The sequence below is a fragment of the Pseudogemmobacter blasticus genome, assembly GCF_003071405.1.
Taxonomy (GTDB): domain Bacteria; phylum Pseudomonadota; class Alphaproteobacteria; order Rhodobacterales; family Rhodobacteraceae; genus Pseudogemmobacter; species Pseudogemmobacter blasticus.
In genome coordinates this window covers 3,177,746-3,200,782 of sequence record NZ_CP020470.1, presented here as the reverse complement: position 1 = coordinate 3,200,782, position 23,037 = coordinate 3,177,746, and the positions used below count along the sequence as shown (strand labels likewise).

Genomic DNA, 23,037 nt, shown 5'->3' with positions numbered 1-23,037 from the left:
CCGTTCAGTTCTTGGCGGCAGTTAGCGTGGCTTGGTTGGCGGGTTCAACCTTCGGACGCAGCCCCAGCAGCGGCGCGACGCGACGGATCATCTCGGCGGCCACCGGAACCGCCGTCCACCCCGCCGTGCGCCGCGGTGTGGCGCCCAGGGTGTTCACCGGCTCGTCCAGCGTGACGATCAGCACATAGCGCGGCGCACTGGCCGGGAACATCGAGGCAAAGGTGTTGATCACCTTGTCCTTGTAATATCCGCCCGATCTCTTGGGCTTGTCGGCCGTCCCGGTCTTGCCGGCCACCTCATACCCCTCGACCTCGCCATAGGATGCGGTGCCGTCCGTCACCACACGGCGCAGCATCTTGCGCGACTCGGCCGCCACCTTCTCGGACATCACCCGAACACCCTTGGCCGGGCCGGTCTGCTTCAGAAGCGTGGGCTTGATGTAGATGCCGCCATTGGCAATGGCGGTGTAAGCGGCGGCCAGGTGCATCGGGCTGGCCGACATGCCGTGGCCATAGGACGTGGTGATCGTCACGATTTCCGGCCAGCGCTTGGGAATCAGCGGCTTCGCGCCCGGGGCCTCGATCAGCTCCAGCGGGGTGGGTTCAAAAAACCCCAGCGACTTGAGGAACGCCTGCTGGCGCAGCGGCCCGATCATCAGGGCGATATGTGCCGTTCCCACGTTCGACGATTTGGCGATCACATCGCTGACCGACAGCAGCGGGCCATAGTTGTGGTTCTCGAATTCCTTGATCTTGTGCTTGCCCCAGGTCATCGGCGCATTGGCATCGACCATGGTATTGGGGTTGACCAGCCCCAGCTCCATCGCCTGCGCGACGGCAAAGATCTTGAAGGTCGAGCCCAGTTCGTAAACCCCCTGAACGCCGCGGTTGAACAGCGGGCTGTCCGCCGGTTCGGCGTTCTTGTCGACCAGCGGCGAAGGGCGGTCGTTCGGATCAAAGGTCGGGGCCGAGGCCATGGCCAGCACTTCGCCGGTATGCACATCCATCAGGATGGCGGTGCCACCCTTGGCGTTCATCATGCCAATGCCGCCCGCCAGCACCTCTTCCACGGTGGCCTGCACGGACAGATCCAGCGACAATTGCAGCGGTTCGCCGCCTTCCGCTGGGTCGCGCAAGCGCGCGTCCATCGCCTTTTCGATCCCGGCAGTCCCGATCACCTCGGCCGAATGAACCCCCTCGGCCCCAAAGGAATAGCCACCCAGGACATGGGCCGCGAGCGTGCCGTTCGGATAAAGCCGCATCTCGCGCGGGCCGAACAACAGGCCCGGATCGCCGATTTCATGCACAAGCTGCATCTGTTCGGGCGACAGCACCTTGCGCACCCAGACAAAGCTGCGACCGTCGGTAAAGCGCCGCTCCAGCGCCGCCGCGTCAAGGTCGGGGAAAATCTCGGCCAGCTTCTTTGCGGTGCCCTTCGGATCAACCATGTCCTTGGGATGGGCATAAAGCGCGTGTGTGGTCATGTTGGTGGCCAGGATGCGGCCTTCCCGGTCCACGATATCGGCGCGCTGCGCCACGATCTCGGCCCCGCGGGCACTGGCAACCGGCTCGACCGGAACCGAGGCCGCAAGATGGCCCATCCGCACGCCAATGGTCACATAGGCGCAGCCGAAGGCCAGCGCCAGCAGCCCCAGCCGGGCCGAGGCGCGGACCTGCGTCTTTTCCCGCAGCACCTCATGGCGGCGGTCCAGGTTTTCGCGCTCGATCAGGTCAGGGTTTTCGCCGCGCTGGCGGGCCAGCAGGATGCGGGTCAGGGGGCGAAGCGGGGTGCGCATGGTCAAAGTCCCTCCTCGGAGGCGGCGGGGGCCGCAGCGGCGGCAGAGGTTTCGCCCTGCACGTCGACCGGCGCGGTGATCGCCGGAATCTCGGGGGCCGGATAGGCCACCTGATCGGCCGCCACGAACTGACCGGGCTCCATCGGCAACAGACCAAGCGTGTCAAAATTCAGCGTCGCCAGTTCGCGCAGCCGGTCCGGCCGGTTCAGATAGGCCCATTCGGCGCGCTGCACGCTGAGCGATTCACGCAGATCGGCAATCTCGTTCTGCAACCCCCGCACCTCGCGCAGCGAGGCCTGCGTGGCGTAGTTCTCGCGATAGGCCCAGAAGCCCAGGGCAATCACGGCAAGGAAGGTCAGGACATAAAGCACGGGGCGCATCTATCGGCGTCCTTTGCGGCTGAAGGTCGGAAGGCCAAGATCGGCCGGGGGAATCGTCTTGGCGGAGGCATCGGTCCGCCGGCCCACCCGCAGCTTGGCGCTGCGCGACCGGGGGTTCACGGCCAGTTCGTCGGCATCCGCCGCAACGGCCTTGCGCGTCATCAGATCGAACCGCGCCGTGGCCTGCGTCGTGGCCGGCGCATAGCGGTTGGCGTTCGCCTCCTGCCCCGAGGCAAGCTGGAAGAACCGCTTCACGATCCGGTCCTCAAGGCTGTGGAAGGTGACAACCGCCAGCATCCCGCCCGGCTTCAGTGCGCGCTCCGCCGCGGCAAGCCCTTCGGCCAGTTCGGTAAACTCGGCATTCACCGCAATGCGGATGGCCTGGAAGCTGCGCGTCGCCGGATGGCTTTGGCCAGGCTTCGGCCGCGGCAACTGCCGCGCCACGATTTCCGCCAGCCGCAGCGTGGTGGTGATCGGCTCGATCGCGCGCTGTTCGACAATCGCCCGCGCGATGCGGCGCGAGGCGTGTTCTTCGCCATAATGATACAGGATGTCGGCCAGATCGGCTTCGGCGGCGGTGTTCACCAGATCGGCGGCCGACAGGCCATCCTGCGACATCCGCATATCCAGCGGGCCGTCCTTCTGGAACGAAAAGCCGCGCTCGGCCCGGTCCAGTTGCATCGACGACACGCCCAGATCCAGCACCACACCATCCAGAGGCGCACCGGCCAGTGTGTCCAGTTCGGAAAACGTGCCCAGCTTCAGCTCCAGCCGGCCCGCAAACTGCCCGATCCAGCCAGCGGCCATCTCATGCGCCAGCGGGTCGCGGTCCACCCCGATCACCCGCTCGGCACCCGCCGCCAGCAGGCCGCGCGCATAACCACCGGCGCCAAAGGTGCCATCAAGCCAAAGCCCCCGGACGGGGGCGACGGTCTTCAGAAGAGGGCCCAGAAGGACCGGGATATGCGGATCGTCTTGCGGGGCCATGGCAGCGGCGGGCATCTCTGTCACCCGCTGCGTGTCGCGCGGCCCACCAGGGTCAGCGGATCGGTGTCATCGTCATCGTCTTCGGCCAGCTCGGCCTCATAGACTTCGCGGCGATACAGCTTGAAACGGTTGGTAAAGCCCGCAAAGGCCGCCTCGCCGCCATCGGACAGGTCATCGCCCAGAAAGCCCATCTTCTCGCGCACCTTCTGGGGCAGCACGACGCGGCCGTCGGGTTCGATCTCCAGCATCACGCTGCGGCTGATCAGGTCGCGCTCGGCGCGGTCGCGTTCGGGCGACCCAAGCTCCATCGCCTCGATCCGCTCGGCCAGCGCATCCGCGCCTGCCTTGGAATAGCACTCGACAAAGCGCCGGGCCTTGCCGCCATAAACCATGTAAACACGCGGGCCGCCCTTGTCTCCGCGGACGGTGTCGTCGGCTTCCAGAATACGGCGAAAGGCCGCCGGGATCGAAACCCGGGCCTTCTTGTCTACCGACTGGTAGAACTCGCCTCTGAATGCCTCAGCCATCTGCCTTGCGGCCCTTGTCTCCCCCCGGTTTGTCCCGATTTGCACCCGCGCGAATGAAAAAGGCGGACCGGGTTGCTGCCACTACCCGATCCGCCTGCTGTCCCATCGCTGGGCGTCCAGCTGCGCGCGCCACCTGGGGGAGTGTCTGCTCGCTCGCGCGCCGGATCTGTGTCGTCCGATGAAAGGGGCTGCCTGTATGAAGCTGCCTTGTTCGCCTTGTTCGGGGTCTTGCGCTGCCCCTTGCGTCTTTGTCGCCCGTCTCATCTTCCGTGCTGAAAGGGATGCCATGGGATATGATGGGATAGCAAGGGAAATTTTGGGGCTGAACCCCCAGCATCTTGTTCGGATACGACCTGAAAACCCGTATCTTGTGCCCTTCACGCCCCCTCACGAGCCTAACTCTAGGGATCACGTCACGGTGAGCGCCTAGATATTGTGTCAGGAAAAATTGCCGCCGGTTTCCCATGATTTTCCGGAAATCTTCGGCACTTGCGGCCTGGCGGCCAGATCACGGGCCTCAGATCGGCCGGACGGCCGCGGAATCAGCCCGGCAAGCCCCGAAACAAGGCCTGTTTCCCATGAAATCCCGGACGGTGATTCGGAAAACCGCGGTGCGATCAGCCCGCCGTCAGACCCGCCATCAGGTCGGCCACCAGGGTCGGCGCGGCCTCTGGCGGCGGCAGGGCATCGGTCAGCAGCAGATACCACATGACCGAGATGATCCGCCGCTCGGCGGCGACGACAGAGATGGCGGGGTTCAACTCGCCCCGGTCCCTGGCCTGCGTCACGATCCGGTCGATATGCAGCCAGCGCGACTCGCGCTCGGCCTGCATGGCCGCGCGGACGGTTTCGTCGGTCTGCGCCTCGGCAATCAGCAGGCTGAACAACGTTCCCAGCCCGGCCGTGCCCTCATCCCCCTGCCACTGCCGGATCATCCCGGCCAGATAAAGCTCAAGATCGCCCCGCAGGCTGCCGGTATCGGGGGTGGACAGCGTGGATTTCGCGCGGGTGTACAGGGCCAGAAGCAGATGCCCCCTCCCCGGCCACCAGCGGTAGATCGTGGCCTTGCCCGACCGCGCCCGCCGCGCCACCGCTTCGATGGTCAGCCGGGCGAACCCCTCTTCCGCAATGATCGCGGCCGCCGCGTCCAGCACGGCGGTTTCGGTTTCGGGGTTGCGGCGGGCCCCGATCGAGGCGCGGGCGGCGTCAGACATGACTTTCCCTCTTGCGAGACGGTACGTTCCGTTCTATGTGAACGACACGTCCCGTTCAGATAGGAATCTGCCATGCCCGCCGCCCCTGCGCAAGCCGCCACCCGCCGCCTCCCGTCAAGGGTGCGGTTCGCCGGCTTCATCATGCTTTTCGTCTATCCGCTTGTGACCACGCTGCAGGCGATCCTGCTGCCGCTCACGCAGGGCTGGCCGCTGCCGGCGCGCACGGCGGTTTTCGTGCCGATCATGGTCGTCTGCATGGTCTGGGGGATCATCCCCTTCATCCAGACGCGGCTGCACCGCTATCTCTGACCGCCGGGGAACGCGCCCTCAGGCCATTCCCCCGGCAATCAGCCGATGCGCCAGCCGGGCATAGGCCTCGGCATTCGCGCCTTCGCCGGCCGCAATCGGCCGGCCCGCATCGCCGGCCTCGCGCACCTCCAGCGACAGCGGCAATTCCCCCAGGAACGGCAGATCCAGCCGCGCCGCCTCGGCCGCCACCCCGCCATGGCCGAAGATATGCGCCTCATGCCCGCAATTGGGACAGATGTAGGTGGACATGTTCTCGATCAGCCCCAGCACCGGGGTTTTCAGCTTGCTGAACATGTCAATTGCCTTGCGCGCATCCAGCAGAGCCACGTCCTGCGGGGTCGAGACGACCAGCGCCCCGGTCAGTTGCGCCCGCTGGCACAGGGTCAGTTGCACATCCCCTGTGCCCGGCGGCAGATCGACGATCAGCACATCCAGCGTTCCCCAGTTCACCTGACCGATCAACTGCTGCAACGCGCCCATCAGCATGGGGCCGCGCCAGATCACCGCCTCATCCTCTTTCAGCATCAGGCCCAGCGACATCATCTTCACGCCATGTGCGGTGGGCGGCTCGATGGTCTGACCATCGGGGCTTTGCGGCCGGGCGCTGACGCCCATCATCTTGGCCTGGCTTGGCCCCAGAATATCGGCATCCAGAAGGCCAACCTTGCGCCCTGCCCGTGCCAGCGCCACCGCAAGGTTTGACGAGACCGTGGATTTGCCAACCCCGCCCTTGCCGCTGGCCACGGCCAGGATGCGCGCCACGCCGGCCACCTTCTGCGGCCCGCCCTGCTGCGGCGTCGGGTGGCCGCCGATCTTCAGGCTGGGCGGTGGCGCCTTGGCCGCCGGGCCATGCGCCGTCATCACGATCTGCACCGACGTCACCCCCGGCAGCGCCTTCAGCGCCCGCTCCGCCTCGGCCTCGACCGGGGCCAGCGCGCGCGCATCCTCCGGCGTGGCCGCCTCGATCACGAAGCGCACGACGCCCCCGTCGACCGTCAGCGCCCGAATCAGATCGCGCGAAACCAGCGTGCCCCCACCCGGCACAGCGATGCCTGCCAGAACCCCGGTCACCCCGTCGCGCGTCAGCGTCATGCCGTCCTCCGATACCATCTGTCGCAGCAAAGTCTTCATTCCCGCCGGAAAGGGCAAGAAGCTTTCACAGATCGGCCATAAATTCAGCAAACACGCTGAAAAGAATAACGATTTAGCAACAATCAGCCATGCGGTTGCCGCATGGCAGCATTGCAGACCGTAACCATTGTGCAGGTGCAGAAACCGGCCCATGTTAACGGCAACAGCGCAACAGAAGTTGTGCCCCCGTTTCTAGAGGCAAGCAGTCCTATGGCCTATGTCATGCAAACCCGATCGGCAGCCGCGCATCCGGCGCAGCGCGGCGGTGGCCTGTTCTCGGTTCTGGGCGCCGCGCTGGCCCGCCGTCGTGTCTATACCCGCACGCTGGCCGAACTGCGCGAACTGACCGACCGCGAACTTGCCGATCTGGGCATCTCGCGCCTTTCCATTGCCGATGTCGCCCGTGAGGCCGCCTACGGCAGATAATTTCTTGCTCGGACCCCTCTCCTCCTCCCTCGGGGTCCATGGCAAACGCGGCGTCGTCTCTCCTCCTCCCTGACGACGCCGCACTTTATTCCGGGCCACCTGGCCCGAAACAGTTCGGTGGCCCTCTCCTCCTCCCTCGGGCCCCGGAACCAGCGGCGACGCCTCTCCTCCTCCCTGGCGTCGCCGCACCCCTTTCGGCCCATCGGGCCAGCAGATTCGACGGTTCCCTTCCTCCTCCCTCGGGAACCGCCGGAGCAAGCGGCGGCATCCTCTCCTCCTCCCTCGGATGCCGCCGCGCCCCTTCCTTCCGGGCCCTTGCGCCCACAGTCTTCGGCGGCCCTCTCCTCCTCCCTCGGGCCCCGGAACCAGCGGCGGTGCCTCCTCCTCCTCCCTCGGCACCGCCGCATCTTTCCTCTCCCCTTGCCCTTCAAAGCCCGCCCGCAGATAGTCGCCGCCCGAAAAGGTGGGTGACATGCGGATTTCCCTGATCTCGGCGGCCGTGGTGGCCGCGTTGGTGGGCTATGGCTCGACCATTGCGCTGGTGCTGTCGGCCGCGGCCGCCGTGGGGGCATCGCCCTCGCAAACCGCAAGCTGGGTGCTGGCGATCAGCCTTGCCAAGGCGGCGGGATCGGCCTTCCTGTCGGCCCGCCACCGGGTGCCGGTCGTGCTGGCCTGGTCCACGCCGGGCGCGGCCCTGGTTGCGGCCACGCAGGGAATCGGCATGGCGCAGGCCGTGGGCGCCTTCGTGCTGACGGGGCTGCTGATCGCGCTGACCGGCGCGTTGCGCCCGCTGGGCCGGGCCGTGGCGCTGATCCCCGACGGCATCGCCGGCGGGATGCTGGCCGGTGTGCTGCTGCCGTTCTGCCTGAAAGGCGCCGGCGCAGCCGAGGCATCGCCCGCGCTGGTTCTGCCCATGGTCGCGGTCTTTGTTCTGGTGCGGCTGATCAATCCGGCCCTGGCGGTGCTCTCGGCACTCGCGCTCGGGCTGGCCCTGTCCTTCACCATCGGCGGCGCCGTCTGGCCGGCCCTGTCCCTGCCGCTGCCCCGGCTGGAGTTCATTGCCCCCGCCTTCGATGCCGGCACGATCATCGGTCTGGCGCTGCCACTCTACCTTGTCACCATGGCCAGCCAGAACCTGCCCGGCTTTGCCACGCTGCGCGCCGCAGGATATGAGCCGCCGGTGCAATCCGCCCTGACTGTCACCGGCGGGCTGTCGGCGCTGTCGGCGCTGTTCGGTGCGCATACCACCAGCATGGCCGCGATCACCGCCGCCATCTGCATGGGCCCCGATGTGCACCCCGACAAGGACCAGCGCTGGAAGGTCGGGCTTGCCTATGCCGGGGCCTGGGTGCTGCTGGGGCTGTTCAGCCCGGCCATCCTGATGCTTCTGGGCGCGCTGCCCGCGCAGGTCATGCTCGCGCTGGTAGCGCTGGCGCTGCTGGGGGCGCTGACCGGGGCGCTGACCACCGGGTACGCCCTGCCCGAACAACGCTTCGCCGCCACGGTGACGCTGGCCGTCACGGCGGCCGGGGTGCCCTTCCTTGGCATCGGCGCGGCGTTCTGGGGGCTGGTCGCAGGGCTTGGCCTTTACGCCACCGAACAGGCCTGGGCCCGCCGGCGCAATTAAGACCAAAGTCCTTCAAGGGAATCTGACCGGACCTTTCACGAGGTCCGGGGCGCGGTTCAGAACGGCACCTCGTCGCCCATGTCGGCCGGCATGACGAAACGCGCGACGATCTTCTTCTCGCCCGCCTTTTCAAAGCGGATGTCCAGCTTGTCGCCCTCGATCCCGATCACGCGGCCATAGCCGAACTTCACATGGAACACCCGCTCGCCCAGCTCGTAGCCGCTCTCGGCCTGATGGTCGATGGTGACATGCCGCGCCTCGCGCGGCTGGCTGACAGGGCGTTGCCCCTGCCGGTCCTGCAAGCGCCGCCAGCCGGGGCTGTTGTAGACATCGGACCGCGTCGCGCGTTCCTCGATCGTTGACCCGAACCCGCCCCCGAACCCCGGCGCCGCCGCGCCATAGCCGCCGCCCATCAGGCCCGGCGGTGTCAGCACCTCGACATGCGCCTGCGGCAGCTCGTCGATGAACCGGCTGGGCAACTGGCTTTGCCATTGCCCATAGACCCGCCGGTTCGAGGCGAAGGAAATCGTGCACAACTCCTCGGCCCGGGTGATGCCGACATAGGCCAGCCGGCGTTCCTCCTCGATTCCCTTCAGCCCGCTTTCGTCCATGCTGCGCTGGCTGGGGAACAGGCCGTCCTCCCAGCCCGGCAGGAAGACCACCGGAAACTCCAGCCCCTTGGCCGCGTGCAGCGTCATGATGCTGACCTTCTCGGTCGCATCCTCGCTGTCATTGTCCATGATCAGCGCGACATGTTCCAGAAAGCCCTGCAGACTGTCGAACTGCTCCAGCGCCTTGACCAGTTCCTTCAGGTTCTCCAGCCGCCCCTCGGCCTCGGGCGTCTTGTCGTTCTGCCACATCGAGACATAGCCGGACTCTTCAAGGATCACCTCGGCCAGCCGCACATGGCCCAGATCGCTGTTCGGCGGCGTGTCGGGCAGCAGCGGTTCGATCACCGCATCGGCCACCGCCGGCCGCGCATCGCGGATCGCTGCGTGCCAGCGGTCGATCCCGTCGCAAAAGGCGCGCAACTGGTTCGCGCCCTTGCCGCCAATGCCGCCGGCCGCCAGCAGGGACCGCGCGCCGTCCACCAGCGTCAGCCCGTCCGCCCGCGCCTCGCGCTGGATCGACTGCACCGCCTTGTCGCCAAGGCCGCGCTTCGGCACGTTCACCACCCGCTCGAAGGCAAGGTCGTCATCGGGGGACACCGCCAGCCGGAAATAGGCCATGGCATCGCGGATTTCCTGCCGCTCATAGAAGCGCGGGCCTCCGATCACCCGGTAGGGCAGCCCGATCGTCAGGAAACGGTCTTCGAAGGCCCGCATCTGGTGGCTGGCCCGCACAAGGATGGCCTGCCCGTTCAGGCTGACCGGCGCCCAGCCCCGTGTGCCACGCTGGATCGCCTCGATCTCCTCCCCGATCCAGCGCGCCTCTTCCTCGCCGTCCCAATGGCCGATCAGGCGGACCTTCTCGCCTGTTTCGGCCTCGGTCCACAGCGTCTTGCCCAGACGGTTGGCGTTGGCCGCAATCACCCCCGATGCGGCGGCCAGGATATGCGGTGTCGAGCGATAGTTCTGCTCAAGCCGGATCACCTTGGCGCCGGGAAAGTCCTTCTCGAACCGCAGGATGTTGCCCACCTCGGCCCCGCGCCAGCCATAGATCGACTGGTCGTCATCGCCCACGCAGCAGATGTTGCGATGCGCCTGCGCCAGCAACCGCAGCCACAGGTATTGGCAGACGTTGGTATCCTGATACTCGTCCACCAGAATGTAGCGGAACCAGCGCTGGTACTGCGCCAGCACATCCGGGTGCGTCTTGAAGATTTCCACGCAATGCAGCAGCAGATCGCCGAAATCGCAGGCGTTCAAGGTTAGGAGCCGGTCTTGATAACGTCTATAAATTTCCTTTGCTGTAATAACCGGTTTGTCAGACTGGGCTGACACTGATCCACGATCACTCTTGTTAAATTTAGGCGCCGAAAAACTCTTGTCCCATTCATCGACAAGACGCTCAAAATCAATCACGAAATCTTCACTGTCGGGCACTCGATGCGGAGGACGCGCCTGGTTCTTCCACTGATCAATTTTTGCAGCGACAAGCCGTGGTGGCCATCGCTTCATGTCAAGCCTCTCCGGCTCCATAATTTGTTTGATGAGACGCAGCTGGTCATCCGTATCGAGGATGGTGAAGCTGGGCTTCAGCCCCACCAGTTCGGCATGGCGGCGCAGGATCTTGACCGACAGCGAATGGAAGGTGCCCATCCAGGGCATCCCCTCCCCCGCCGGACCCAGCATCCGCAGCACCCGGTCCTTCATCTCGCGCGCGGCCTTGTTGGTGAAGGTCACTGCCAGAATCTCGTGGGGCCGGGCCTTGCCCAGCGCCAGCAGGTGCACGATCCGCGCCGTCAGCGCCTTGGTCTTGCCGGTTCCCGCGCCGGCCAGCATCAGGACCGGCCCATCCAGCGCCTCGACCGCCTCGCGCTGCGCGGGGTTCAGATCATCCAGATAAGGGGCGGGCCGCTGCGCCAGGGCGCGCTGCGACAGGGGCACGGCGGCGGCCTCGAAGGCCTCATTGTCTTCCCACGGGGTCATGACCGCGACTTTAGCGCCTGACTGTCCAAAGCGGAAGAACTGTTCGGCAAATGTTCCATCACATCGCCACAATGCCGCCGAAGTCGGCGGCAAGAACGGCGCGACACAGGGCCGACTCCCCGCCCCTTCAGACCCAAGCCACCCGACCGGACCAGAATGGACCCCATCACGCTGATCAGTCTCGGGCTTGTCCTTGCGCTCATGGCGGGGCTGACCATGTGGTTCCGCTGGCGCCACCGCACCGCCCTGCCGGTGATCCTGCCCGATGGGCGCGGACTTATGCGGTTGCCGCGCGGGCAGTTGCTGTTCTTCGTGCTGGGGTTCCTTGCGCTGGCCGCGGTTCTGGGCAGCCTTGCGGTGCAGGGCGGCGGCACCCCGGCCCGGGCGGCGGCCGCCATCGTGGGGCTGTTCGGCCTGGCCTTGCTGCTGACGCTGACACCGGCCTACAATCTGGAATGGGATGAGGACGGGGTGATCGGCCCCTCGGGGTATGGGCTGCTGCCGGTTGGCGCGCGACCCGTCTTCCTGACCTGGGACGAGATCACCTCGATCCACGTTGACCGCCTGCGCAGCCATGTGCTGACCGGGCGGCGCGGGCGGCGGATCGTCGTTTACAACATCTACGGCGGCAAGCGCATCTTTCTGCAGCTCTTGCTCAGCTTCCGCCCCGATCTGAACGTGACCGCCGGCTGATCCTGCCCGATGACGGCGCGCGCTTCGCAACTGCAAATTCACCCCTGCATATTTCGCAAACTTTGCAGCCGCACAACCTTCGGCCCTTGCGCCGCACCGCAGCACTCCTAGAGTGACGCTCTCAGCACTGCCATCCGTGGGACCATGCCGATGCCCGACTTCAAGAAGATCCTCGTTGCGAACCGGGGCGAAATCGCGATCCGCGTCATGCGGGCCGCCAACGAAATGGGAAAGAAGACGGTCGCCGTCTATGCCGAGGAAGACAAGCTCTCGCTGCACCGTTTCAAGGCTGACGAGGCCTATCAGATCGGTCAGGGGCTGTCGCCGGTTGGCGCCTATCTATCCATTCCCGAGGTCATCCGCGTCGCCCGCATGGCCGGGGCTGACGCCATCCATCCCGGCTATGGCCTGCTGTCGGAAAACCCCGATTTCGTCGAAGCCTGCGATCAGGCCGGCATCACCTTCATCGGCCCGCGCGCCGAAACCATGCGCGCCCTTGGCGACAAGGCCAGCGCGCGGCGCGTGGCCATCGAGGCCGGCGTCCCCGTCATCCCCGCGACCGAGGTTCTGGGGGACGACATTGCCCTGATCAAGCGGCAGGCGGCCGCGGTCGGCTATCCGCTGATGCTCAAGGCCAGTTGGGGCGGTGGCGGGCGCGGGATGCGCCCGATCCTGTCGGAGGACGAGCTTGAGGCGAAGGTGCTGGAAGGCCGGCGTGAGGCCGAGGCCGCCTTCGGCAATGGCGAAGGCTATCTGGAAAAGATGATCCAGCGCGCCCGCCACGTTGAGGTGCAGATCCTGGGCGACAAGCAGGGCCATATCTACCACCTCTGTGAACGCGACTGCACCGTGCAGCGCCGCAACCAGAAGGTCGTCGAACGCGCCCCCGCCCCCTATCTGACCCAGGCCCAGCGTGACGAGGTCTGCGAGATGGGCCGCCGCATCTGCGCCCATGTGAACTATGAATGTGCCGGCACCGTCGAATTCCTCATGGATATGGACAGCGGAAAGTTCTACTTCATCGAGGTGAACCCCCGGGTGCAGGTCGAACACACCGTCACCGAAGAGGTGACCGGGATCGACATCGTGCAGGCCCAGATCCTGATTGCCGAAGGCAAGACGCTGACCGAGGCGACCGGCATCGCCAGCCAGGACGAGATCCGGCTGAACGGCCATGCGCTGCAATGCCGCGTCACCACCGAAGACCCGCTGAACAACTTCATTCCCGACTATGGCCGCCTGACCGCCTATCGCAGCGCCACCGGCAACGGCATCCGGCTGGACGGCGGCACCGCCTATGCCGGCGGGGTCATCACCCGGTATTATGATTCGCTGCTGGTCAAGGTCACGGCCCATGCCCAGACACCGGAAAAGGCCATCGCGCGCATGGACCGGGCGCTGCGCGAATTCCGGATCCGGGGGGTGGCGACGAATATCGAATTCGTCATCAACCTGCTGAAACACCCCACCTTTCTGGACTACAGCTATACCACCAAGTTCATCGACACGACGCCCGACCTGTTCCATTTCAAGAAGCGGCGCGACCGGGCGACCAAGATCCTGACCTACATCGCCGACATCACGGTGAACGGCCACCCCGAGACGGTTTCGCGCCCCAAGCCCCCGGCCGAGGCCAAGGCGCCGAAGCCCCCCGCCCCCCGCGCCGAACCCGCGATGGGAACCCGCAACCTGCTGGAACAAAAGGGCCCGCAGGCCGTGGCCGACTGGATGAAGGCCCAGACCAAGGTGTTGCTGACCGACACCACCATGCGCGACGGCCACCAGTCGCTGCTGGCCACGCGGATGCGGTCGATCGACATGATCAAGGTCGCTCCCGCCTATGCGGCCAACCTGCCGCAGCTTTTCAGCGTCGAATGCTGGGGCGGGGCAACCTTCGATGTGGCCTATCGCTTCCTGCAGGAATGTCCGTGGCAGCGGCTGCGGGATCTGCGCGCGGCCATGCCCAATGTGATGACGCAAATGCTGCTGCGGGCGTCCAATGGCGTGGGCTATACCAACTATCCCGACAATGTGGTGCGGGCTTTCGTCAAGCAGGCCGCGGCGACCGGCGTCGATGTGTTCCGCGTGTTCGATTCGCTCAACTGGGTCGAGAACATGCGCGTTGCCATGGATGCCGTGATCGAGGCGAACAAGGTATGCGAAGGGACCATCTGTTATACAGGTGACATGCTGGATCCTGTACGCGCGAAGTATGACCTTAAGTATTACCTTGATCGTGCGCGCGAGTTGAAATCGGCCGGGGCGCATATCCTTGGGCTGAAGGACATGGCGGGGCTGCTGAAGCCGGCTTCGGCGCGGATTCTGGTCAAGGCGCTGAAGCAGGAAATCGGCCTGCCGATCCATTTCCACACCCATGACACCAGCGGCGCGGCGGCGGCCACCGTTCTGGCGGCCTGCGATGCGGGTGTCGATGCCGTCGATGCGGCGATGGATGCCTTTTCGGGCGGCACCTCGCAGCCCTGCCTTGGTTCGATCGTCGAGGCGCTGCGCCATACCGACCGCGACACCGGGCTGGACATCGCGGCGATCCGGCAGTTGTCGGATTACTGGGAGGGCGTCCGCAAGCAATACGCCGCCTTTGAAACCGGCCTGCAGGCCCCCGCGTCCGAGGTTTACCTGCACGAGATGCCCGGCGGCCAGTTCACCAACCTCAAGGCGCAGGCCCGCAGCCTGGGGCTGGAGGACCGCTGGCATGAGGTGGCGCAGGCCTATGCTGATGCCAACCAGATGTTCGGCGACATCGTGAAGGTCACGCCATCGTCAAAGGTGGTGGGCGACATGGCACTGATGATGGTGGCGCAGGGCCTGACCCGGGCGCAGGTCGAAGACCCGGCGGTTGACGTGGCCTTCCCCGACTCGGTCATCGACATGCTGAAGGGCAATCTTGGCCAACCCCATGGCGGCTGGCCCGAGGGTATTCTGAAAAAGGTGCTGAAGGGCGAAGCGCCGCTGACCGACCGGCCCGGCAAATCGCTGCCGCCTGTCGATCTGGAAGCGACGCGCAGCCGGCTTTCGACCGAGCTGAACGGCTTTACCGTCGATGACGAAGACCTGAACGGCTATCTGATGTATCCCAAGGTCTTTCTCGATTACATGGGCCGCCATCGCCAGTATGGCCCGGTCCGCACCCTGCCGACGCGGACCTTCTTCTACGGGATGCAGCCCGGCGACGAGATCGCGGTCGAGATCGACCCGGGCAAGACGCTGGAAATCCGCCTGCAGGCCGTGGGCGAAACCACCGAAGAGGGCGAGGCCAAGGTCTTTTTCGAACTGAACGGTCAGCCGCGGGTGATCCGGGTGCCGAACCGTGCGGTCAAGGCCAAGACCGCCGCCCGCCCCAAGGCGCAGGAGGGCAACCCGCTGCACATCGGCGCGCCCATGCCGGGCGCTGTGGCGGCCATCGCGGTCAAGGTGGGGCAGAAGCTGCGGGCGGGCGATCTGATGCTGACGATCGAAGCCATGAAGATGGAAACCGGCCTGCACGCCGACCGCGACGCCACGGTCAAGGCGGTTCATGTGCAGCCCGGTGCCCAGATCGAGGCCAAGGATCTGCTGATCGAGCTGGAGTAACAGCGGCACAGCCCCGGTTTCCTGCAAGGAATCGGGGCGCGCCCTTCAAGGGGTTCGGGGCGGAGGTTTGAAAACTCCGCCGCCCGGCCCGTCAGCGTTTCTTGACGAACTCGGTCAGGATCACGATGCGCTGGCCTTCGACCCGGCCTTCAATGTGCGCGGCATTGTCGGGAACCAGCGAAATGCCCCGCACCGCGGTGCCGCGCTTGGCGGTGAAATTGGCGCCCTTCACCGGCAGATCCTTGATCAGAACCACCGTATCGCCCTGCGCCAGCAAGGCGCCGTTCGAATCACGGTGTTCCAGCGCCGCCGGGGCATCGGCCCAGGCCTGCGCCTCGGGTGACAGGATCATGCCCTCGCGCGCCTCGGTGGCCCAGGGTTCGGCCAGCGCCGCCAGCTTGCGCCAGACGGCCAGTTGCACCACGGGCACCTCGCTCCAGGCGGCGCCTTCCAGCGCCCGCCAGTGGCCCGCCGGGGCCGGTGCATCGCCCCGGCACAGCGGGCAGAGCAGCACTTCGCCCGCAGGCGGCACATCCTCGGGCTGAAGCCCCTCGCCCGCGCCGCAGAATTCGCACACACCGCCCGACCGGGCCATCAGATCCGCCATTGCCATCCCGGCCTCCTGCATTTTCTGGCGTCCGGCCTAAGCCAGCCGCCCGGGCATGGCCAGCCTGTTCCGCCCCCTTTCGGGGCGCCGATACAAAAACTTCACCCGGACCGCACTTTACCCCTTGAACCCCCCGGCAGGCTTTTATAGATCACCGCCATCCGAAGCGGGCGGGCGTAGCTCAGGGGTAGAGCATAACCTTGCCAAGGTTAGGGTCGTGAGTTCGAATCTCATCGCCCGCTCCAAATCGGATCGCTGACAAGGGCGCCTTCGGGCGCCCTTTCGCATTTCGCCGCCGCCATTCCGCTTGGATCGCCGCAACGCAGCGCCTATAACGCCCGCGTCAGGCGGCGGAGGATGCCATGCGCGAGGCGAAGATCAGCCGGAAAACGGCGGAAACGGCGATCGAGGTTTCGGTCAATCTTGACGGAACCGGGCAATATGACTGCCAGACCGGCGTGGGTTTCTTCGACCACATGCTGGACCAGTTGGCCCGCCACAGCCTGATAGACCTGACCATCCGCGCCAAGGGCGACACCCATATCGACGATCACCACACGGTCGAGGACACCGGCATTGCGCTTGGCCAGGCGCTGACGCGCGCCCTGGGCGACAAGCGCGGCATCCGCCGCTATGGCCATTTCCGGCTGGCGATGGACGACACGCAGGTCGCCTGCGCGCTGGACCTGTCGGCCCGGCCCTATCTGGTGTGCAACCTGCCCTTCCCGACGGCCAAGATCGGCAGTTTCGACACCGAGCTGGTGCGCGAATTCTTCCAGGCGCTCAGCACGCATGGCGGCATCACGCTGCATGTGGACCTGATTCACGGGCTGAACAGCCACCACATTGCCGAAGCCGCGTTCAAGGCCGTGGCGCGCGCCCTGCGCGAAGCGGTGGAGCCCGATCCGCGCATGGCCGGCAGCCTGCCCAGCACGAAGGGCGCGCTGTGAGCCTGACCGTTCTGATCGACTACGATTCCGGCAACCTTCACTCTGCGGAAAAGGCGTTTCAGCGCATGGCGCAGGAAACCGGCGCGGGCGAGGTTCTGGTCACCTCGCGCCCCGAAGACGTGGCGCGGGCCGACCGGATTGTCCTGCCGGGCGATGGCGCCTTCCCGGCCTGCCGCCGGGCCCTTGGCGCCTATGGCGGCCTGTTCGAAGCGATTGACGAGGCGGTTACCCGCCGCGCCCGGCCGTTCTTCGGCATCTGCATCGGAATGCAGATGCTGGCCAGCCGCGGGCTGGAATACGAACCGACCCCCGGGTTTGACTGGATCGGCGGCGAAGTGGTGCGCATCGCGCCCGCCGACCCGGCGCTGAAGGTGCCGCATATGGGGTGGAACGATCTGGTGATCGACCACCGCCATCCGGTGCTGGAGGGCGTGGCCACCGGCGACCATGCCTATTTCGTACATTCCTACCATTTCCGCGCCGCCGATCCGGCGCATCGTCTGGCGCATGTCGATTATGCGGGCGAAGTGACGGCCATCGTCGGGCGCGACACCATCTTCGGCACCCAGTTCCACCCCGAGAAATCCTCGGCCACGGGGCTGCGGATCATTGCCAATTTCCTGACCTGGCGGCCCTGACGGCGGCCTAATCCTGCCACAGCGCTGGTTCGGCGAATTCCACGGAATTGCCGGCGGGATCGCGCACATACAGCGACCGCGCGCCGTTCGGCCAGTCGAACTCGGCCTCGACGGGGATGCCGGCGGCGGCGAATCGGTCGCGCCAATGGTCAATCTCGGCGCGGGTGGCGGCGAAACACAGATGCCCCGGCCCGCGCGCGCCATGGGTGGGCACCGGGAAGCGGGCCGCCGGGTCGGGCTGTTTGGTCGCGGCCGGATCAAAGACCAGCAGGATGCCCGCGCCGACGCGGAAGAACACATGCCGCCCCGGCTGGCGCAACACCACCTGCAGGCCCAGAAGGCCGCCATAGAAGGCCTCGGCCGCCGCCAGATCGTCGGTGTAGATTGCCGTCTCAAGGATCGCCTGCGGTGCCATGCGCCCAAGCCTGCCCCCGGCGGGCGCCCGCCGTCAAGCACCGCCGCCGCAACGCTTGCAGGCGCGGAAGCCTGCCGCCTCGGCCAGGGCCCGGGTGTCGAAGACCCGCAGGTTCTGGCGCAGACAGGGCCGCGCCGGGCAGCCGTCGCGGCAATGGATGCCGGTGGTGGCGACGGCCCAGACCCGCCCGGTGGGCTGTCGGCCGATGAAGGACGCCCAGTCGTCGTCGGTCGGGCTCCGCCCGGCCAGATGCAGTTTCATGCCCGCCTCCGTTGCAGGAACCACAGCCCCGCCGCGATCAGCGCCATGCCGGCCAGATGCCGCGGCAGCAGGGATTCGCCCAGGAAGGCCACGCCCATGGCCACGGCCGAGACCGGGATCAGGAAGGTGACCAGCGAAATCGCCACCGCCCCCGACCCGGCCAGGATGCGGAAGAACAGAAGATAGGCGAAGGCGGTCGAGGCCGCCGCCAGCACGCCGACCGCCGCCAGCGGCCCCCAGCCCGGAAAGGGCAGCGCCCAGGGGTGATCGACCAGCAGCCAGACCGGCAGGATCATCAGGCTGGAGGCGATCAACTGCCCCAGCGCGGTTTGCGCCGGCAACAGCCCCATCGCCCGGAACCGCCGCCCCCAGACGCTGGCGCACCCATAGCTCAAGGCCGCGCCCAGGCAGGCGACGATGGCCCAGACCTCGCCGCCGGAACTGCGGCCGGCCATGACCACCACACCGGCAAATCCCGTGGCCACGCCGGCCAGCCGGGCGGGCGTCAGCCGTTCGTCGGTGGTGGCCAGATGGGCAACGATCACGGTCCAGAGCGGCGTGGTTGCGTTCACGATGGCGGCCAGCCCGCCGCCGATCTGGCCCTGCGCCAGCGCAAACAGGGTGAAGGGCACCGCATTGTTGAGAAGGCCCATGACCAGCAGCGCCGGCACGGCCTGACGCGGCGGCAGCGGCACCCCGCGCAGGGCAAGCGCCAGCGCCAGGATCACGGCCGCCAGCCCGACGCGGCCCATCACCACGCTCAGCGCCGGCAGGCCCTGCAGGGCAATCGCCACAAGGATGAACGATCCGCCCCAGAGAAGGGACAGACAGAAAAGGCGGATCAGATCGCTGCGTGGCATCGGCATACTCCCTGCCGGTGCCGATAACGGGCTTCCGGGCCGGTGACGACCCGGAAGCTGCGCTTTGTCACTTCACCCGCTGCCAGGTGCCGCCATCGCGGCAGATGCCCAGCACGCAGCCATAGACCTTCAGGCTGTTGCCCGAGAGTTCCATCTCGGAGTTGTAGGTCTTGTCGCGGTCGGGGGAATAGATCTTGCCGTCGTCATAGCGGCCGTCGCCATAGGGCACCATGTCCCAGACGATCTTGCGGCCGACGTTCGGGCTGTCGATCTGCTTGCCCGTGCCGTCAAACGCCTTGACCAGCGTGCCACAGAAGGCCTGGCCGCAGGGCACGATCTTCACATGACCATAGTTGCCGTTGTCATCGACCTTGGTCTTCCAGGTGCCTTCCACCGGATCGGCCGCAGCCGCCGTGCCCAGAACTGCCAGAGCAGCCGCAAGCATCCACTTTTTCATAGGGGTTCCTCCTCCCTGAACCATGGGCAAATCCTTGCGGCCACACCCGCCTTCGATCAAGCATGACGTGGGGTCGCGACCGCCCCTTCCCATCGCCGCCGCCCCGTGCCAAAGGACGCCCGTGCCGCAGACGGAGCCCAAGCGATGATCCTTTATCCCGCCATCGACCTGAAAGACGGCCAATGCGTGCGCCTGCTGCGTGGCGAAATGGCCGCGGCCACCGTTTTCGGCGACGATCCGGCCGCGCAGGCCGCCCGCTTCGTGGACGCCGGCTGCGAATGGCTGCATCTGGTCGATCTGAACGGCGCCTTCGCCGGCCAGCCGGTGAACGCCGCCGCGGTCGAAGCGATTCTGGCCCGCGTCGCCGTGCCCTGCCAGTTGGGCGGCGGCATCCGCGACATGGCCACCATCGAGATGTGGCTGACCAGGGGTCTGGCCCGGGTCATTCTGGGCACCGTGGCGGTGGAAAACCCCGCCCTGGTGCGCGAGGCTGCCCGCGCCTTTCCGGGCAAGGTTGCCGTCGGGATCGACGCCCGCAAGGGCCGCGTCGCGACCAAGGGCTGGGCGACCGAGACCAATGTCATGGCCACCGACCTGGCCCGCAGCTTCGAAGATGCTGGCGTTGCCGCGATCATCTACACCGACATCGACCGCGACGGCGCGATGCAGGGCCCGAACATCGAGGCGACCGAGGCGCTGGCCCGCGCCGTTGCCATTCCGGTCATCGCCAGTGGTGGTGTCAGCCGGATGGCCGACCTGATCGCGCTGCGCGACACCAGCGTCATCGCCGGCGCCATCTCGGGACGCGCGCTGTATGACGGGGCCATCGACCTTGCCACGGCCCTCGGCGCGCTCAAGGCCTGACGCCGCACGGCCTGACCTGCCTCCGGCGGGGGTATTTGGGCCAAGAGGAAGACCCTGCCGCTTCCTCTTGGCCGGAAATACCCCGGGGGAGTCGCCGCGCAGGCGGCGACGGGGGCAGCGCCCCCTTTCCCCCGCCGCCGCAAGCGGCTAGACCTCGGACATGCTGAAAACCCGCCTCATCCCCTGTCTGGACGTTGCCGATGGCCGCGTGGTCAAGGGCGTGAACTTCGTCAACCTGATCGACGCCGGCGACCCGGTGGAAGTGGCCCGCGCCTATGACAGGGCGGGGGCGGACGAGATCTGTTTTCTTGACATCCACGCCACCCATGAAAACCGCGGCACCATGTTTGATCTGGTCACCCGCGCGGCGGAACAGATCTATGTGCCGCTGACCGTGGGCGGGGGCGTGCGCAGCCACCATGACGTGCGGGCGCTGCTGCTGGCCGGGGCCGACAAGGTTTCGTTCAACTCGGCCGCCGTGGCCAACCCCGATGTGGTGGCCGAAGCCGCAGACCGTTTCGGCAGCCAGTGCATCGTTGTCGCCATTGACGCCAAGACGGTTGAACCCGGCCGGTGGGAGATCTTCACCCACGGCGGGCGCAAGCCGACCGGCATTGACGCGGTGCATTTCGCCCGCACGGTGGCGGCCAAGGGCGCGGGGGAAATCCTGCTGACCAGCATGGACCGCGACGGCACCAAGGCGGGCTTCAACCTGCCGCTGACCCGCGCCATCGCGGAAGCGGTCTCGATCCCGGTGATCGCCTCGGGCGGTGTCGGCACGCTGGACCATCTGGTCGAGGGTATCACCGAAGGCCATGCCAGCGCCGTGCTGGCGGCCTCGATCTTCCATTTCGGCACCTTCACCATCGGGCAGGCCAAGGCCCATATGGCGGCGGCCGGTATTCCCGTGAGGCTGACATGACCCCCACAGTCGCAGGCGCGCTTGACCGTCTGGCCGCCACCATCGCCGCCCGCAAGGGGGCCGATCCCGAAACAAGCTGGACCGCGAAGCTTCTGGCCAAGGGCCCCGAGAAATGCGCCCAGAAATTCGGGGAAGAGGCCGTCGAGGCGATTGTCGAGGCGGTGCGGGGCGACCGCGCAGCACTGGTCTCGGAAGCGGCCGATGCGCTGTTTCACCTGCTGGTCATGCTGGCCGCGCGCGATGTGACGCTGGCCGATGTCGAGGCGGAACTGGCCCGGCGCGAAGGCACCTCGGGGCTGGCAGAAAAGGCCGCGCGGAAGAAGTAACGCGGCGGGTTACAGACCCAGCCGCGGAATCTCGATCGCCGGGCAGCGGTTCATCACCACGCGCAGCCCGGCCGCCCGGGCCCGTGCGGCGGCGGCTTCGTCGATGACGCCAAGCTGCATCCACACCGTTCCGGCCCCGATGGCGATTGCCTCATCCGCCACGGCGCCGGCCTCTTCGCTGCGGCGGAAGATGTCGACCATGTCGATGGGGCCGTCCTTTTCGGCCGCCTCGGCCAGCGAGGCGCGGACGGTGGTTCCCAGCGCCGCCTGCCCCGCCTGGCCGGGGTTCACCGGAATCACCCGATAACCCTGCCGCGCCAGAAAGGCGGCAACGCCATGGCTGGCCCGGTCAGGCTTGGGCGACCAGCCGACCACGGCGATGGTTTTCACCGAGGTCAGGATTTCGCGGATCAGGGCATCGTCGTCCATGGCATCCTTCGCATCTGCTGCATAAAAAAGCGCCTGTGCCGGAGGACACAGGCGCGAAAGGTGCGGAACGAGGGACAGTGAAGTCAAGGACGGGGGTTCCGGTCCCGTGCCTTCCCCCAATAAGGTAAGGGAATTGCCGTCGCGTTAAAGGCGGTGTCGCGCTATCGTGATCAGCCGTGGGTGGCCGCGTACAGGGCCACCGCCGCCGCGTTCGACACGTTCAGGCTGCCGAACCGCCCCGCTGCGGGGATGCGGGCCAGCGCGTCGCAGGTGGTGCGGGTGCGTTCGCGCAGGCCGGGCCCTTCGGCCCCCAGCACCAGCCCCACCGGGCGGCCCTTTGCCCCGGCAATCGCCTCGGCCAGCGGCAGTTCGGCGGCGCCGTCCAGCCCGATCATCACATAGCCGGCGGCCTTCAGCTCTTCCATCGCCTCGGCCAGATTGGTGACGCGCAGATAGGGCTGGCGTTCCAGCGCGCCGCTGGCGGTCTTGGCCAGCGCGCCGGTTTCCGGGGCGGAATGGTGGCGCGGCGCGATCACGGCGCGGGCACCGAACACCTCGGCCGACCGCAGCACGGCGCCGGCGTTGTGCGGGTCGGTCACGCGGTCCAGCAGCACGACCAGCGGCGCGCCTTCGCCCGAGATGGCCACGTCGATCAGCTTGCCCCAGTCCAGCGGCCGCGCCTCAAGTGCGGCACCCTGATGCACCGAGCCGGGATCAAGCGGCGCGTCGAAGCGGCGCGGGTCCACCACTTCGGGCACGATGCCGGCTTCGGCGATGGCCTCTTCCAGCTTGTCATGGGCGTTCTTCGTCACGATCAGCCGCAGCTTTTCGCGCCGCGGGTTCACCAGCGCGTCACGCACCGCGTGCAGACCGAACAGCCAGATCGTTTCCTTTGCCTCGACACGCCGCTGGCGTTCCTTGTCGACCACCCAACTGGGTTTCTTCATCCCGTGTCCGCCTTTGAATTTTCTTCGCCGATCAAGGCGTGAAAACCGCGCGGCGTGCAAGGGTGGAAAGCGCCGCGATCCCCCCTGAAA

At 66.8% G+C, this 23,037-nt stretch carries 24 protein-coding genes and 1 tRNA gene; 11 read left to right on the top strand and 14 right to left on the bottom strand.

Features of this window, described 5'->3' with window-relative positions:
- Nucleotides 1-4 precede the first annotated feature (4 nt).
- The 5 genes from B6K69_RS15630 to B6K69_RS15610 form a co-directional block, all read right to left on the bottom strand.
- Nucleotides 5-1,795 carry a peptidoglycan D,D-transpeptidase FtsI family protein gene (locus B6K69_RS15630; protein WP_108644455.1) on the bottom strand — a complete coding sequence of 597 codons (1,791 nt, stop codon included), beginning with the start codon at nucleotides 1,793-1,795 and terminating at the stop codon, nucleotides 5-7.
- 2 nt (nucleotides 1,796-1,797) lie between these two features.
- Nucleotides 1,798-2,175: a cell division protein FtsL gene (gene ftsL, locus B6K69_RS15625; protein ID WP_107674496.1), complete on the bottom strand. Its 378-nt coding sequence runs from the start codon at nucleotides 2,173-2,175 to the stop codon at nucleotides 1,798-1,800.
- The gene (gene rsmH, locus B6K69_RS15620) at nucleotides 2,176-3,177 is read right to left on the bottom strand and encodes a 16S rRNA (cytosine(1402)-N(4))-methyltransferase RsmH (protein ID WP_108644454.1); all 1,002 of its coding nucleotides are present in this window, start codon (nucleotides 3,175-3,177) and stop codon (nucleotides 2,176-2,178) included.
- Nucleotides 3,178-3,182: 5 nt separating this feature from the next.
- Nucleotides 3,183-3,689, bottom strand: coding sequence for a division/cell wall cluster transcriptional repressor MraZ (locus tag B6K69_RS15615; RefSeq protein ID WP_107674494.1), 507 nt, complete (start codon nucleotides 3,687-3,689; stop codon nucleotides 3,183-3,185).
- Nucleotides 3,690-4,306: 617 nt separating this feature from the next.
- A complete protein-coding gene (locus tag B6K69_RS15610) occupies nucleotides 4,307-4,903 on the bottom strand; it encodes a TetR/AcrR family transcriptional regulator (RefSeq protein WP_108644453.1) in 597 nt (198 codons plus the stop codon).
- A 72-nt stretch (nucleotides 4,904-4,975) separates the two neighbouring features.
- Here B6K69_RS15610 and B6K69_RS15605 point away from each other — a divergent pair, with 72 nt between their 5' ends.
- Nucleotides 4,976-5,212, top strand: a complete 237-nt coding sequence (locus B6K69_RS15605; protein ID WP_107674492.1) for a putative antibiotic biosynthesis monooxygenase — start codon at nucleotides 4,976-4,978, stop codon at nucleotides 5,210-5,212.
- An 18-nt stretch (nucleotides 5,213-5,230) separates the two neighbouring features.
- Here B6K69_RS15605 and B6K69_RS15600 read toward each other — a convergent pair whose 3' ends face one another.
- Nucleotides 5,231-6,304 (bottom strand): Mrp/NBP35 family ATP-binding protein, encoded by a 1,074-nt coding sequence (locus tag B6K69_RS15600; protein WP_107674505.1) that lies wholly within the window; start codon nucleotides 6,302-6,304, stop codon nucleotides 5,231-5,233.
- Nucleotides 6,305-6,565: 261 nt separating this feature from the next.
- On the opposite strand from B6K69_RS15600, the gene B6K69_RS15595 reads away from it, so the two are divergent.
- Entirely contained in the window at nucleotides 6,566-6,769 is a 204-nt protein-coding gene (locus B6K69_RS15595) for a DUF1127 domain-containing protein (protein WP_328588511.1), read from the top strand.
- A 472-nt stretch (nucleotides 6,770-7,241) separates the two neighbouring features.
- Nucleotides 7,242-8,396 carry a benzoate/H(+) symporter BenE family transporter gene (locus B6K69_RS15590; protein WP_108644452.1) on the top strand — a complete coding sequence of 385 codons (1,155 nt, stop codon included), beginning with the start codon at nucleotides 7,242-7,244 and terminating at the stop codon, nucleotides 8,394-8,396.
- A 56-nt stretch (nucleotides 8,397-8,452) separates the two neighbouring features.
- Here B6K69_RS15590 and B6K69_RS15585 read toward each other — a convergent pair whose 3' ends face one another.
- Nucleotides 8,453-10,987: an ATP-dependent helicase gene (locus B6K69_RS15585; RefSeq protein WP_108644451.1), complete on the bottom strand. Its 2,535-nt coding sequence runs from the start codon at nucleotides 10,985-10,987 to the stop codon at nucleotides 8,453-8,455.
- 156 nt (nucleotides 10,988-11,143) lie between these two features.
- Between B6K69_RS15585 and B6K69_RS15580 the strand changes: the two genes are divergently transcribed.
- A complete protein-coding gene (locus B6K69_RS15580; protein WP_108644450.1) occupies nucleotides 11,144-11,680 on the top strand; it encodes a hypothetical protein in 537 nt (178 codons plus the stop codon).
- Nucleotides 11,681-11,830: 150 nt separating this feature from the next.
- Nucleotides 11,831-15,271: a pyruvate carboxylase gene (locus tag B6K69_RS15575; protein WP_108644968.1), complete on the top strand. Its 3,441-nt coding sequence runs from the start codon at nucleotides 11,831-11,833 to the stop codon at nucleotides 15,269-15,271.
- 91 nt (nucleotides 15,272-15,362) lie between these two features.
- Here B6K69_RS15575 and B6K69_RS15570 read toward each other — a convergent pair whose 3' ends face one another.
- Nucleotides 15,363-15,884, bottom strand: a complete 522-nt coding sequence (locus B6K69_RS15570) for a PhnA domain-containing protein (protein ID WP_108644967.1) — start codon at nucleotides 15,882-15,884, stop codon at nucleotides 15,363-15,365.
- A 164-nt stretch (nucleotides 15,885-16,048) separates the two neighbouring features.
- Here B6K69_RS15570 and B6K69_RS15565 point away from each other — a divergent pair.
- The 3 genes from B6K69_RS15565 (at nucleotide 16,049) to hisH (ending at nucleotide 17,466) form a co-directional block, all read left to right on the top strand.
- A tRNA-Gly gene (locus tag B6K69_RS15565) sits at nucleotides 16,049-16,123 on the top strand.
- Between the two features lie 117 nt (nucleotides 16,124-16,240).
- A complete protein-coding gene (hisB, locus tag B6K69_RS15560) occupies nucleotides 16,241-16,828 on the top strand; it encodes an imidazoleglycerol-phosphate dehydratase HisB (protein ID WP_108644449.1) in 588 nt (195 codons plus the stop codon).
- Nucleotides 16,825-17,466, top strand: a complete 642-nt coding sequence (gene hisH, locus B6K69_RS15555; RefSeq protein WP_108644448.1) for an imidazole glycerol phosphate synthase subunit HisH — start codon at nucleotides 16,825-16,827, stop codon at nucleotides 17,464-17,466. The genes hisB and hisH overlap by 4 nt, the downstream gene beginning before the upstream one ends.
- A gap of 7 nt (nucleotides 17,467-17,473) precedes the next feature.
- Here hisH and B6K69_RS15550 read toward each other — a convergent pair whose 3' ends face one another.
- The 4 genes from B6K69_RS15550 to B6K69_RS15535 all read right to left on the bottom strand — a co-directional run bounded on the left by B6K69_RS15550 (nucleotide 17,474) and on the right by B6K69_RS15535 (nucleotide 19,459).
- Nucleotides 17,474-17,881 carry a VOC family protein gene (locus tag B6K69_RS15550; protein ID WP_108644447.1) on the bottom strand — a complete coding sequence of 136 codons (408 nt, stop codon included), beginning with the start codon at nucleotides 17,879-17,881 and terminating at the stop codon, nucleotides 17,474-17,476.
- A 33-nt stretch (nucleotides 17,882-17,914) separates the two neighbouring features.
- A complete protein-coding gene (locus tag B6K69_RS15545; RefSeq protein ID WP_108644446.1) occupies nucleotides 17,915-18,142 on the bottom strand; it encodes an Ada metal-binding domain-containing protein in 228 nt (75 codons plus the stop codon).
- Nucleotides 18,139-19,002, bottom strand: a complete 864-nt coding sequence (locus B6K69_RS15540) for a DMT family transporter (RefSeq protein WP_206340523.1) — start codon at nucleotides 19,000-19,002, stop codon at nucleotides 18,139-18,141. Before B6K69_RS15540 ends, B6K69_RS15545 begins: the two co-directional genes overlap by 4 nt.
- Nucleotides 19,003-19,069: 67 nt before the next feature.
- Complete coding sequence (locus B6K69_RS15535; protein ID WP_108644444.1) at nucleotides 19,070-19,459, bottom strand: DUF2147 domain-containing protein; 390 nt, start codon at nucleotides 19,457-19,459, stop codon at nucleotides 19,070-19,072.
- Between the two features lie 144 nt (nucleotides 19,460-19,603).
- Between B6K69_RS15535 and hisA the strand changes: the two genes are divergently transcribed.
- The 3 genes from hisA to B6K69_RS15520 all read left to right on the top strand — a co-directional run bounded on the left by hisA (nucleotide 19,604) and on the right by B6K69_RS15520 (nucleotide 21,571).
- On the top strand, nucleotides 19,604-20,323 hold the full coding sequence (gene hisA, locus B6K69_RS15530) for a 1-(5-phosphoribosyl)-5-[(5-phosphoribosylamino)methylideneamino]imidazole-4-carboxamide isomerase (RefSeq protein WP_108644443.1): 720 nt from the start codon (nucleotides 19,604-19,606) through the stop codon (nucleotides 20,321-20,323).
- A 160-nt stretch (nucleotides 20,324-20,483) separates the two neighbouring features.
- Nucleotides 20,484-21,245 (top strand): imidazole glycerol phosphate synthase subunit HisF, encoded by a 762-nt coding sequence (gene hisF, locus B6K69_RS15525; RefSeq protein ID WP_108644442.1) that lies wholly within the window; start codon nucleotides 20,484-20,486, stop codon nucleotides 21,243-21,245.
- Nucleotides 21,242-21,571, top strand: coding sequence for a phosphoribosyl-ATP diphosphatase (locus tag B6K69_RS15520; protein WP_108644441.1), 330 nt, complete (start codon nucleotides 21,242-21,244; stop codon nucleotides 21,569-21,571). Before hisF ends, B6K69_RS15520 begins: the two co-directional genes overlap by 4 nt.
- Nucleotides 21,572-21,580: 9 nt before the next feature.
- On the opposite strand, the gene B6K69_RS15515 is transcribed toward B6K69_RS15520, so the two are convergent.
- Nucleotides 21,581-22,000 (bottom strand): CoA-binding protein, encoded by a 420-nt coding sequence (locus tag B6K69_RS15515; RefSeq protein ID WP_108644440.1) that lies wholly within the window; start codon nucleotides 21,998-22,000, stop codon nucleotides 21,581-21,583.
- 170 nt (nucleotides 22,001-22,170) lie between these two features.
- Complete coding sequence (gene rlmB, locus B6K69_RS15510; RefSeq protein ID WP_107674477.1) at nucleotides 22,171-22,947, bottom strand: 23S rRNA (guanosine(2251)-2'-O)-methyltransferase RlmB; 777 nt, start codon at nucleotides 22,945-22,947, stop codon at nucleotides 22,171-22,173.
- Between the last annotated feature and the right edge of the window lie 90 nt (nucleotides 22,948-23,037).

Bases quoted from the DNA above. Each gene is read 5' to 3' on its own strand.
- B6K69_RS15630 (WP_108644455.1), bottom strand. From the start codon at position 1,795: ATGCGCACCCCGCTTCGCCCCCTGACCCGCATCCTGCTGGCCCGCCAG.
- ftsL (WP_107674496.1), bottom strand. From the start codon at position 2,175: ATGCGCCCCGTGCTTTATGTCCTGACCTTCCTTGCCGTGATTGCCCTG.
- rsmH (WP_108644454.1), bottom strand. From the start codon at position 3,177: ATGCCCGCCGCTGCCATGGCCCCGCAAGACGATCCGCATATCCCGGTC.
- B6K69_RS15615 (WP_107674494.1), bottom strand. From the start codon at position 3,689: ATGGCTGAGGCATTCAGAGGCGAGTTCTACCAGTCGGTAGACAAGAAG.
- B6K69_RS15610 (WP_108644453.1), bottom strand. From the start codon at position 4,903: ATGTCTGACGCCGCCCGCGCCTCGATCGGGGCCCGCCGCAACCCCGAA.
- B6K69_RS15605 (WP_107674492.1), top strand. From the start codon at position 4,976: ATGCCCGCCGCCCCTGCGCAAGCCGCCACCCGCCGCCTCCCGTCAAGG.
- B6K69_RS15600 (WP_107674505.1), bottom strand. From the start codon at position 6,304: ATGACGCTGACGCGCGACGGGGTGACCGGGGTTCTGGCAGGCATCGCT.
- B6K69_RS15595 (WP_328588511.1), top strand. From the start codon at position 6,566: ATGCAAACCCGATCGGCAGCCGCGCATCCGGCGCAGCGCGGCGGTGGC.
- B6K69_RS15590 (WP_108644452.1), top strand. From the start codon at position 7,242: ATGCGGATTTCCCTGATCTCGGCGGCCGTGGTGGCCGCGTTGGTGGGC.
- B6K69_RS15585 (WP_108644451.1), bottom strand. From the start codon at position 10,987: ATGACCCCGTGGGAAGACAATGAGGCCTTCGAGGCCGCCGCCGTGCCC.
- B6K69_RS15580 (WP_108644450.1), top strand. From the start codon at position 11,144: ATGGACCCCATCACGCTGATCAGTCTCGGGCTTGTCCTTGCGCTCATG.
- B6K69_RS15575 (WP_108644968.1), top strand. From the start codon at position 11,831: ATGCCCGACTTCAAGAAGATCCTCGTTGCGAACCGGGGCGAAATCGCG.
- B6K69_RS15570 (WP_108644967.1), bottom strand. From the start codon at position 15,884: ATGGCAATGGCGGATCTGATGGCCCGGTCGGGCGGTGTGTGCGAATTC.
- hisB (WP_108644449.1), top strand. From the start codon at position 16,241: ATGCGCGAGGCGAAGATCAGCCGGAAAACGGCGGAAACGGCGATCGAG.
- B6K69_RS15550 (WP_108644447.1), bottom strand. From the start codon at position 17,881: ATGGCACCGCAGGCGATCCTTGAGACGGCAATCTACACCGACGATCTG.
- B6K69_RS15545 (WP_108644446.1), bottom strand. From the start codon at position 18,142: ATGAAACTGCATCTGGCCGGGCGGAGCCCGACCGACGACGACTGGGCG.
- B6K69_RS15540 (WP_206340523.1), bottom strand. From the start codon at position 19,002: ATGCCACGCAGCGATCTGATCCGCCTTTTCTGTCTGTCCCTTCTCTGG.
- B6K69_RS15535 (WP_108644444.1), bottom strand. From the start codon at position 19,459: ATGAAAAAGTGGATGCTTGCGGCTGCTCTGGCAGTTCTGGGCACGGCG.
- hisA (WP_108644443.1), top strand. From the start codon at position 19,604: ATGATCCTTTATCCCGCCATCGACCTGAAAGACGGCCAATGCGTGCGC.
- hisF (WP_108644442.1), top strand. From the start codon at position 20,484: ATGCTGAAAACCCGCCTCATCCCCTGTCTGGACGTTGCCGATGGCCGC.
- B6K69_RS15520 (WP_108644441.1), top strand. From the start codon at position 21,242: ATGACCCCCACAGTCGCAGGCGCGCTTGACCGTCTGGCCGCCACCATC.
- B6K69_RS15515 (WP_108644440.1), bottom strand. From the start codon at position 22,000: ATGGACGACGATGCCCTGATCCGCGAAATCCTGACCTCGGTGAAAACC.
- rlmB (WP_107674477.1), bottom strand. From the start codon at position 22,947: ATGAAGAAACCCAGTTGGGTGGTCGACAAGGAACGCCAGCGGCGTGTC.